Annotated in this window: 8 protein-coding genes; 4 read left to right on the forward strand and 4 right to left on the reverse strand. The window is 59.5% G+C overall.

Features of this window, described 5'->3' with window-relative positions:
* Positions 1-105 precede the first annotated feature (105 nt).
* Positions 106-408, reverse strand: a complete 303-nt coding sequence (locus GNZ13_RS04415; protein WP_236001802.1) for an FAD-dependent oxidoreductase — start codon at positions 406-408, stop codon at positions 106-108.
* A gap of 401 nt (positions 409-809) precedes the next feature.
* On the opposite strand from GNZ13_RS04415, the gene GNZ13_RS04420 reads away from it, so the two are divergent.
* From GNZ13_RS04420 to GNZ13_RS04430, 3 genes are read left to right on the forward strand one after another with little or no spacing between them, the layout of a single operon-like run.
* Positions 810-1,322 (forward strand): hypothetical protein, encoded by a 513-nt coding sequence (locus tag GNZ13_RS04420; RefSeq protein ID WP_172160842.1) that lies wholly within the window; start codon positions 810-812, stop codon positions 1,320-1,322.
* Positions 1,282-1,680, forward strand: a complete 399-nt coding sequence (locus GNZ13_RS04425; protein WP_172160844.1) for a hypothetical protein — start codon at positions 1,282-1,284, stop codon at positions 1,678-1,680. The genes GNZ13_RS04420 and GNZ13_RS04425 overlap by 41 nt, the downstream gene beginning before the upstream one ends.
* Positions 1,673-2,026 (forward strand): transposase, encoded by a 354-nt coding sequence (locus tag GNZ13_RS04430; protein ID WP_172160846.1) that lies wholly within the window; start codon positions 1,673-1,675, stop codon positions 2,024-2,026. The genes GNZ13_RS04425 and GNZ13_RS04430 overlap by 8 nt, the downstream gene beginning before the upstream one ends.
* A 120-nt stretch (positions 2,027-2,146) precedes the next feature.
* On the opposite strand, the gene GNZ13_RS04435 is transcribed toward GNZ13_RS04430, so the two are convergent.
* The 3 genes from GNZ13_RS04435 to GNZ13_RS04445 are packed head-to-tail and all read right to left on the reverse strand — an operon-like array spanning position 2,147 to position 5,759.
* A complete protein-coding gene (locus GNZ13_RS04435; protein ID WP_172160848.1) occupies positions 2,147-3,148 on the reverse strand; it encodes a tyrosine-type recombinase/integrase in 1,002 nt (333 codons plus the stop codon).
* Positions 3,145-4,467 carry a tyrosine-type recombinase/integrase gene (locus GNZ13_RS04440; protein WP_172160850.1) on the reverse strand — a complete coding sequence of 441 codons (1,323 nt, stop codon included), beginning with the start codon at positions 4,465-4,467 and terminating at the stop codon, positions 3,145-3,147. The genes GNZ13_RS04435 and GNZ13_RS04440 overlap by 4 nt, the downstream gene beginning before the upstream one ends.
* 41 nt (positions 4,468-4,508) lie before the next feature.
* Complete coding sequence (locus GNZ13_RS04445) at positions 4,509-5,759, reverse strand: site-specific integrase (protein ID WP_172160852.1); 1,251 nt, start codon at positions 5,757-5,759, stop codon at positions 4,509-4,511.
* 71 nt (positions 5,760-5,830) lie between these two features.
* Here GNZ13_RS04445 and GNZ13_RS04450 point away from each other — a divergent pair, with 71 nt between their 5' ends.
* Positions 5,831-6,286, forward strand: a complete 456-nt coding sequence (locus GNZ13_RS04450) for a DDE-type integrase/transposase/recombinase (RefSeq protein ID WP_216674709.1) — start codon at positions 5,831-5,833, stop codon at positions 6,284-6,286.
* The last annotated feature ends 121 nt before the right edge of the window (positions 6,287-6,407 follow it).

The raw sequence follows: 6,407 nt of genomic DNA on the forward strand, positions 1-6,407 counted from the left end.
ACCGGCCATGCTGCCTGACGCTACCTGATCCCGAACACTCACGCTACAATCCATGCACTACGCAGCACCGCGCTCCAGCTTGTTCGACTTCACCGAAACGAGCGTTCACCTTCCCCGAAATCCGCACTCTCCGGCAAGGACGATCCGTCCGTCGATCTGACAGAGATTCGCGTAATGCGCTTGTCTCAACGCATCCGTCCATGCGGCGAAGCAGCCATTCGTGAACGGTGATCGGCTCCAGCTCATCGCGAAACCGTTCTGGTACTCGTGCGCGTACTGCGGATGAATCTGGCTGCCCTGGCTCAATGCCACCGCGATCCGTTCCGCAGGGGGCAGTGCACCCATCTCGTAGCTGGCGGGCCCCCACATGTAGGCGCCGAGCAGCGTCAGCAGGTGCCGGCGGCTCATCGCATTTGCGGTCATTCTCGACATAAGGACGTGGTGCCCCGACTGGAGAGATACGATGGCGAACGAAATCAGATGGCATCCCAGATTGCAAAGGCCCGAGTCATCTGGATTTGTATGCCTGGGGATTGCGTTTGGGCGTATTGCAACGGACTAGTTCATTTTATGCGATCACCTGTTGTCATCGGCGATCTGAAAGTCGTCAAAAACTGACGGCGTGAAAGTGTCTTTTCTTCGTTCGTTTTCTTCGAGCCCATCTTTCTAAGGCCTGGCTCTTCTTCGTTTCTTCTTCGGTCTTTTCGGTCGATCCCCGTGGTGTTTCGCATGTTCTTCGTGGATGGCCCCGCCTGAGGTCGGTCGCGCCGCGGTGGCGGCGCATGATCGAGCCCCAGGAGGGCCGGTCCATGAAACGCCAGAGAAAGCGTAAGTGCCTGGGTTGCGGAGCGTTGTTCCGGCCCGATCCGCGCAACGTGGGACGCCAGCGCTATTGCTCGCGTGCCGCGTGTCGTCAGGCGAGCAAGGCGGCCAGTCAACGCCGGTGGCTCTCCCAGCCCGAGAACCAGGACTATTTCCGCGGTGCCGAGCAGGTCGCGCGAGTGCAGCGCTGGCGCGACGCGCATCCGGGGTACTGGCGACGTCCCGGCGCATCCAGGGACGGTGCGTTACAAGATGACTGTCACGCGCAAACCATTGAAATCAAAGAGGAATCAGCCATCTTGGCGGGCGATGCGTTACAAGAGGTCTTATCGGCGCAACCGGCCGTGCTGATTGGGCTGATCGCCCATTTAACCGACAGTGCGTTACAAGAGGACATCGCGCGCAGCACCCGGCGGCTGCTACAACTAGGGCAGGACATCCTGAACGGGAGGCGCGACCATGCCAATCAAGCGGGTGATCTGCCCCGAGCGGGTCCGTAAGATTCCGGCGCAGTTCAGCTGGGTCGATCACCGGCTGGTGCGCGACCGGTATATCGAGCGATGTGACGCCTGTGCTGCCGCGCTGTATCTGTTTCTGGTCACCGTCGCCGATGCCCAGGGCCTGAGCTACTACGCGGACACGTCGCTGGCGCGTCGCCTGTCGCTGGCGCCAGCGCGCCTGGAGATGGCCCGCAACGATCTGATCCGCATTGGCCTGATCGCCTGGCAAAGGCCGCTCTATCAGGTGCTGGCGCTGGATGTGCCGGCTCAGGAGCCGGCGCCGTCCCCGAGTCCCGCCACGGACGTCGCCACGCAACTCGCGCGGCTGCACGCGGTGCTAGGCAAGCGTCATGCTTGATTACGAGACGTACTGCAAGATCCGCGACTGCCATGAACGGCAGCACCTGACGATCACGCAGACGGCGCGCGCGCTCGGGCTGCATCCGCAAACGGTGACGAAGTGGCTCAAGGCCGGTCAGTATCGGCCCCGCCAGTCGCCCCCACGCGCCAGCCGGCTCGATCCGTTCAAGGCGCAGGTGGTGCGCTGGCTCGACGCTCATCCGTACAGCGCGCAGCAGATCTATCAGCGCCTGCGCGAAGCCGGCTTTGACGGCGGCTACACGATCGTGCGCGACTATGTGAGCAAGATCCGCCCGCCGCGCCGCGAGGCGTTCCTGAAGCTTGCCTTTGCCCCTGGTGAATAATCGCAAGCTTGCGATTATTCACCTAATGGGAAGCGCCTCGTAATAAGAAGGAAATGGCCGGCTTCCCGGCATTTTCTGGTTCGTAGGCCGCACGACCTTCTCATTATGGGCGCATGCTTTTCACAGCGATTCGAGCCAGGTCAATAGGTCCGGATTCCGCTTCCATCGCGGCGGCCGACCGGGCTTCGTTGATGGATCGACCTGCTCGAGCGCTTTTCGCTTGGTATCCAAATTAGCGCGAGCGTAGTGATTGGTCGTATCCAGTCGCGCGTGCCCGAGGTAGCTACGGATCACCGTCACGTCGACACCGGCAGCGACGAGCTGAACACCGACACTGTGACGCCACGTGTGCGGGGTGATTCGCTTTGTCGCGAGCGATGGCACGTGCCGCGAAGCTGACTGAACGTACTGCTTGAGCTTGAAGCGAACCCCGGCTGCACTGAGCGGCTGGCCATATCGGTTGACGAAGATAGGCTCGTCATCCGCACGCGGTTGTCGCCTCAGCAGCGCCTTGATTACGGCAACCGTTTCCGGCCACAAGGGGCAGACACGACTCCTGCGTCCCTTGCCGAGCAGCTCTACTTGCGCGGGAGATTCAAAACGGATGGCTCGTGGGCACACATCCAGCGCCTCCTGGATTCGTGCTCCCGTGTTGTACAGGAACGCGAGCAACGCGTGATCCCTCTGTCCTTCCGGGCTCGATTGGTCGGGTTCTCGAAGGACCGCCGCGATTTCGTCGGCATCCATGTAGCACATGGCAGGCCGGGATCTCTTCTTGACCGGGATATATGCGATCTCTGCGCATTGCGCGATCGCCAGCGGCTCGCGATGGGCGACGAAGGTAAAGAAGCTATGGATGGCGGCAAGTCGACAGTTGCGCGTGCCGATAGACACCTTCCGGTCCTTCTCCAGGTAGTCGAGGAACTCGATCACGTCGCTGGCCTGCAGGTCCGCGAGCGACAGTTGCGCGATCTCCCGTCGCCTCCGGCTGGCTGCAAATTGAAGGAACATCTTCCACGTGTCGCGATATGACCATACCGTATGATGGGAGAGATTCCTCTGCTTGCCCATCCATTCATGAAAGAATGCGTGCAACAAAGAGGCGAGTGAATCCGGTTTCATAGCACACCATCCTTCGTCTGGAGAGCTGCTGCGCCATTCCTGCGGAAGCGCTCGCCGGCTTCCTGCAGCAATTCTGGTGTGATGTTCAGATAGATCAGCGTCGAGCGGATGTCTTTGTGTCCGAGGTATGTTGCGAGATAGGGAAGCTTGGATTGCGGGTTGATTCCCGACTTGTACCAGTCGCGCATGCGATGGCCTACCATCGTATGTCGCAGATCGTGAACTCGCGGCCCGACTGCTCCGTGCGCGGGTTTGATGCTCGCACGTCGCAGGACATCCGTCAGAACAAGCCGTATTCCACCCACTGTGTAGCCGCAGTTTCGCTGTGGACTCCAGAACAGTGGGCTCTCAGGATTCGTTGGAGTACCGGCTTGCTCACGCATGTCAAGATAGTGCTGGAGCACTGTCATGACTCCAGGGGCCAGAGGCAAGCGACGTCGCTTGAAGAACTTCGTCTCCCGGATCTCAAGAGTCTGCTCACGCAGATCGACATCGCCAAGCACCAGACGCGCGACCTCGCCTCCCCGAAGACCGACACAGTAGGCAAGCACGAGCATTGTGAAGAGGGTGACAGGACGCCACGGTGCCTTCGGCGAGGGATACAACAGCGCCGCCTGCAGAATGCGCTGTATCTCATCGTCCGTGTAGAGATAGGGGGATCGCTGCTGTTGCCGAGCCGCACGAGCTACTCCATCGCCGATGGACAGGACCGGCGCCCGCGGGTCGATCCGGTGCATCGCTTTCGACACGACGCGGCCGGTTCTCCGAGCTTCGAATAAGTGGTACGGTGACGGTTCTTCCTGACTCCAATGCTCGACGAGTTCGGCCAACGTAAGCCCGGCCAGCTCAGGATGGTATTGCAGGAAGCGATCAAAGCGCAGCAGTCTCTGCTCTTCGGTGCGATAGCGATAACCGAGGACGCGCATGTGTGCAATATGCTCATCCATCACTATTCCAAGGAAACTTCCGAAGCGAGGAAGCCGGCGCTGTTTCTCGAGTGCTGCGTTGCCATCCTCACTGACGAGGGCTCGAACGATCGGCGTGGTGCGCGGGCCGTACTGCCGATGTAATTCTGCAAATGGGTTTGACGCGATGAGTCCGTGGTCGTGCAACCACTGGACATATCGCTCGATCAGGAAAGTTCGGTGATAGAGGATGTGTGCCTGCCACTTGAGACTGTGTTCCTTCAGCCATTGCTGCACCATTGAGACATCCGGCGAAGTAATCGGACCGCGGCTCGCGAGAAAGTTGTTGAAGTTGCATAGGAGGCCCGCATAGTTCTTGTGCGTGGCCGGATGACGAAATCGTTGCTCCTGCAAAAATTGCTCGACGGATGCTGCATCGATGGACGGTAAGTCAGTCATGGCAAAATTCCTCCTGGCAGATCGAGTCCGATGGTTCTCAGATCCTCGGTCGCGAGCTTCAGATACTCTGCGGTCGCCGCAGCAGATGTGTGACCCAATATGTCGCCGATGATCTTGAGCGGCACACCAGATCGGAGCAAGCTCACGGCGCGTGCGTGGCGAAACGCATGGGGGCCCTTCCTTCCTTGCGGAGTGACCCCGGCTGCTCGTAGACGAGTGCTCGTGACACAGTTAAGGATCGATCCGCTCTTGAACGGTCGGTGCGGCGCCTGGATACGCAGGAATACCTCCCGATGTACGCTTGACGGGCGCGCCTTCTCCACGTATCGGAGCACGGCTTCGCCCGGGTCGCGTAGCAATGGAAGCTCGGAGGAGGTTCCGGTCTTTGAGTGGCGCACGCGAAGAACATCCCGCCTCCAGTCGATGTCGTCCAGGCGCAAATTGACGACTTCTGCGGCCCGTAAGCCGTAGGTCGACAACAGGATCAAGATGGCGTAGTCGCGCAGACCGACTGGTGAGAGATCCTTCCGAGTCACCTCCAGAACGCGCTGCACTTCTTCTGGTCGAAGGGCGACTGGAATGTCTTCGTGCTCGTAGATGTGCGGCCCAATCACCGTGCCAGTAAGATCAATGGCCGTGCGGCCCGTGCGCCACAAGTGGCGAACGAAATCACGGAGGCAGACGGTTCGATCTTCGATGGAGCCGCGCCGTAGTCCGTCACAACATTGCTTCAGGTACGCGTCAAGATCGCGAACGCTCAGGTCCGCAAGACCCTGCTGGTCTGCTCGCTGTCCGAGTGAAGTCAGGAATTGCAACGCATGCCTGGTGCGCTTGGCTCGAGTCAGTGGATGCAGTCCACGCAGGTCGCGCAACCACGTATCGTAGTCCTTGACGATATCGCGATGGAAAGCTTCGAGCGCGGTGTGTGGTGGGTCCGGAACCGGCCATGCTCCATGCACAAGACGCAGCATCATATTAATGGCGCCGGTGTATCGATGTCGCCATTTCTGAAACGGTGGCAACTCGCTGTACCGTTTCCGCGAGAGCCGGTATTGCCCGCGCAAGAACCGCATCACGTGTTCTGGGTGAACGGTTTCGATGGACAGTCCATTACGGTTGCAGTAATCCAGCAGCTGACGTACGCGAGCCGGATACCACTGCTGGATCCGTAGGGAATACCCCTCGGCCCTCAGATGAGCCAGCAGTTTCTCGATCAACATCTGGTCAGTTGATAGCGGAGCGGACATGGGAACCTCCTCGGACATGACCACGCCTGAGGATGCCACATGCCCATAATGGAAAGCAGAATCGCGAAAAAATGCGGACTGTCCGGGGACTCGCCAGTGTCCTTCCGATTACGGCCTCCTTCAGATTAGGCGAGTGTGCGCAAGTCGACTGGGGCGAATATGGCTCGATTGGCGTGGGCTCGACCCGGCGGCGGCTGTCGTTCTTCGTCATGGTGCTGTGCTACAGCCGGTTGATGTATGTGGAATTTACCGTGTCGCAGACGATGGAGCACTTCCTCGCGTGCCATGAGCATGCGTTCGCGGCCTTCCATGGCTGCCCGCGCAAGATCATGGTCGACAATCTGAAGTCGGCGGTGCTGCAACGCCTGATCGGCCAGGCGCCGGTGTTCAATCCGCGCTATCTCGATGCGGCGCGCCACTGGGGGTTCGACATCGTCGCCTGCAACGTGGGCAAAGGCAACGAGTATGGTGTGGTAAAAAATATGTCGCGGTGGCTCTCAATGCCCCTGCATTGCGTTCCGGGTTGACGTTTCCATGACGACATAATTCTAGGCTGATACTGATATTCCACTGATCATCAATGCGGGAATATCATGTTTGAGACTCTCTTTACGCGTCCGCATGTTCTTGCTGCCCACAATCTGGCGC

The sequence above is a fragment of the Paraburkholderia elongata genome (assembly GCF_013177735.1).
GTDB classification, from domain to species: Bacteria; Pseudomonadota; Gammaproteobacteria; order Burkholderiales; family Burkholderiaceae; genus Paraburkholderia; species Paraburkholderia elongata.